This window comes from Streptococcus sp. AS20 (genome assembly GCF_000524255.1).
In the GTDB taxonomy this organism is placed as follows: Bacteria; Bacillota; Bacilli; order Lactobacillales; family Streptococcaceae; genus Streptococcus; species Streptococcus constellatus.
Genome location: NZ_JANS01000003.1, coordinates 1 through 2,639, shown reverse-complemented (window position 1 = coordinate 2,639; position 2,639 = coordinate 1). Strand labels below are relative to the sequence as shown.

At 36.7% G+C, this 2,639-nt stretch carries 3 protein-coding genes; 1 reads left to right on the top strand and 2 read right to left on the bottom strand.

Translation table 11 applies throughout. The features are described from left to right. Window positions 1-92: 92 nt before the first annotated feature. A complete protein-coding gene (gene lacD / locus HMPREF1514_RS00465; protein WP_037596431.1) occupies window positions 93-1,043 on the bottom strand; it encodes a tagatose-bisphosphate aldolase in 951 nt (316 codons plus the stop codon). A 172-nt stretch (window positions 1,044-1,215) separates the two neighbouring features. On the opposite strand from lacD, the gene HMPREF1514_RS00460 reads away from it, so the two are divergent. Next, complete coding sequence (locus tag HMPREF1514_RS00460; RefSeq protein ID WP_037596430.1) at window positions 1,216-1,962, top strand: DeoR/GlpR family DNA-binding transcription regulator; 747 nt, start codon at window positions 1,216-1,218, stop codon at window positions 1,960-1,962. 62 nt (window positions 1,963-2,024) lie between these two features. Here the strand turns inward: HMPREF1514_RS00460 and HMPREF1514_RS00455 are convergent, their stop codons facing one another. Continuing rightward, a complete protein-coding gene (locus HMPREF1514_RS00455) occupies window positions 2,025-2,495 on the bottom strand; it encodes a DDE-type integrase/transposase/recombinase (protein ID WP_084635973.1) in 471 nt (156 codons plus the stop codon). Window positions 2,496-2,639 lie beyond the last annotated feature (144 nt).

The following is a 2,639-nucleotide window of genomic DNA, read 5'->3' as shown; positions in this document are numbered from 1 at the left end:
TTTCCTAGATTTCAACAGAAGTGGTTTTCTTATGTCTCATTTTGAGGGTGTAGTGCCTTCGTCTTTTTATGTTTTTATAAGGAGATACAAAGTTATTTAAATACAACAGGTGTAGCTGTCTCTTGGAGAACCGCATTTAATTCGACAATGTTTTGTTTACCAACAGTTTCAAGCCATTTTATAGTAGTTGCTTCTCCACCTTCTTGATAAGCTTTTGTAGCGCCGGCCCAAGTAGCACGTCCACAAAGGACACCGTTGAATGTCGAGCCGGAATCTTTAGCAAATCGAAGTGTTTCTTGGAAAAGTTGAGCTGATACACCGGCGGATAAGAATATAAACGGCAAATGTGTTGCTTCGCTCTGCTCTTTATAGAAAGTAGCAGCTTCTTCTCTGCTATACAAAATTTCTCCTTCAACGAAACTTTCAACGTATTTCATATTAACGGGAACTTCAACTTTCAGAACATCTACTCCAAATCGTTCTTGTGAATAGACTTTCATTGCGTCAATCACCTTACGTGGTTTTAATATTGCGTATTCTTTTTCATCTGTTATATTGGCATCATAAGAAACTAGTTCCAAGAAAAATGGCATTTCTTCGGCTTTGCATTCAGAAGCGATCCGTTCAATAAAAGCTTCTTTAATGTCATTAACCTCTTTACCTTCGTCAATGTCTACATAGAGTAAGACTTTTACAGCATCAGCACCATTTGCTTTTAAACGTTGCACTGATACATTTTCAACAAGGTCAGGGAAGCGACCGGGTACGGTTTTATCATAGCCAGTTTTTTCATAAGCTACTAATAGTCCTGCATTTTTGTCACGAGTCCCAGCCGCTTTCCAGCCGAGTTCAGGATCCAGTAGGATAGAGGATGCATAGGGAGTTAAATATTTGGAAACTAAAACTTTAAAATTTTCTAATTCAGCAACAGGCGTATCTTCTCCCAGCATGCGACGAAGTGCACCACGTTGGTCAATGGCTAAAGCACCAATAATTCCATTTTTATCACATAAACGGTTTAATTTTTCTTGTTTTGTTGTCATTCCCAGACTCCTTTTATTTTATATGATTTCATTATAAAGCACAAACAAAACAAAGTCAAACAATAACTGACAAAAATGAAAAAAATCTTGTTTTTAATTTTTCAAAATGAATAAATTGTTGTATAATATATTTGAGGAATCTAATTATAATATAAGTTAGAAAGGAGACAAAATGAAAGAAGGACGACATAGAGTTATTCTCCAAGAATTGGATCAGCAAGGAGTTGTTTCTGTCAAGAAATTAAAAGAACTGCTGGATGTGACGGACATGACGATACGTCGTGATCTGATTGATCTAGAAAAACAAGGCCTGCTGACACGGGTTCATGGAGGAGCTCATAAAAAAGTAAAAAACGGCTTGAATGAAGCTTCCCATACAGAAAAAACGATGTTAAATATTGAAGAAAAACGAACAATTGCTCAAAAATGTGCAAATTTGATTTCTTCAGGTGATACGGTTTTTATCGGTTCAGGAACGACAACGGATTTTATCGGGGATTATTTAGCTGATAAAAGTGTCAGTATTGTGACAAATTCTCTTCCTATTTTTGAAAAATTAAAAGACAACCCTAATTGTGATATTATTCTGATTGGAGGTCGTTATCGTGTCAAGACGCAAACATTTGTTGGGCAATTTGCTAATAAATTGTTAAAAGAAATCAAGGTTTCGAAGGCCTTTATTGGTGTGAATGGGATTGATGGTCACAATGTTACGACGGCCAACGAAGAAGAAGGAAATGGGGATGCCATTATTTTGAACAATGCAATTGAAAAGTACATTGTGGCGGATAATAGCAAATTTGATAGCTATTCTTTCTATTGTTTCTATCGATTGGATGATTTAGATGCTGTGATTACGGATGATGATATTTCGTCTAAAGTAAAGGAAAAGTACCAATCTTATACAAATGTTTTATAAATAGATAAAACAAGCCTAGATTTGGCACTGCACCTCGAAAATGGGACAGTAGAAAAACACTATTAGGCAGTCTCTCTTCTGTACTCTGTGGGAGATTGGTCGTTTAATCTCTGTTGAATTCTACTTTCATTATAAAATGTGATGTATTTTTCGCCAATATCTGTTATACTATCTTTGGTTAAGTTTCTCCAGTTATGGAGATAGAAGGTTTCAGACTTGAGAACAGAATGAAACCATTCGATACAGGCATGATCTGCTGGTGTTCCCTTACGGGACATATAGCGGGTGATGCCTTTTTCTGTGCAAGCTTGGTAATAAGCTTTCGAGGTGTAAACAGAGCCCTGATCTCTGTGTAAAAGTGCTCCCTTAGGCAATTCCAATTGATTGAGCGTATCCAATACAAAGTTAGTATCTTGACAATCTGAAATGGTGTAAGCTACCATCTCACGATTGTAGAGATCTATGACGGAAGATAGGTAGAGTTTACAGTTCCCAAAGTAGAGGTAGGTAATGTCTGTGACTAGCTTCTCCATTGGTTTTTCTACTTAGAAATCATAATCTAGCTTATTCTCTGTCACATAGTAAGGCTGACCTATATTTGGCACCTTCTTAGGACGTGCACGACAGAGCCAACTATTCTCCTTCATAATTCGATAGACTTTCTTGCGATTAACGAT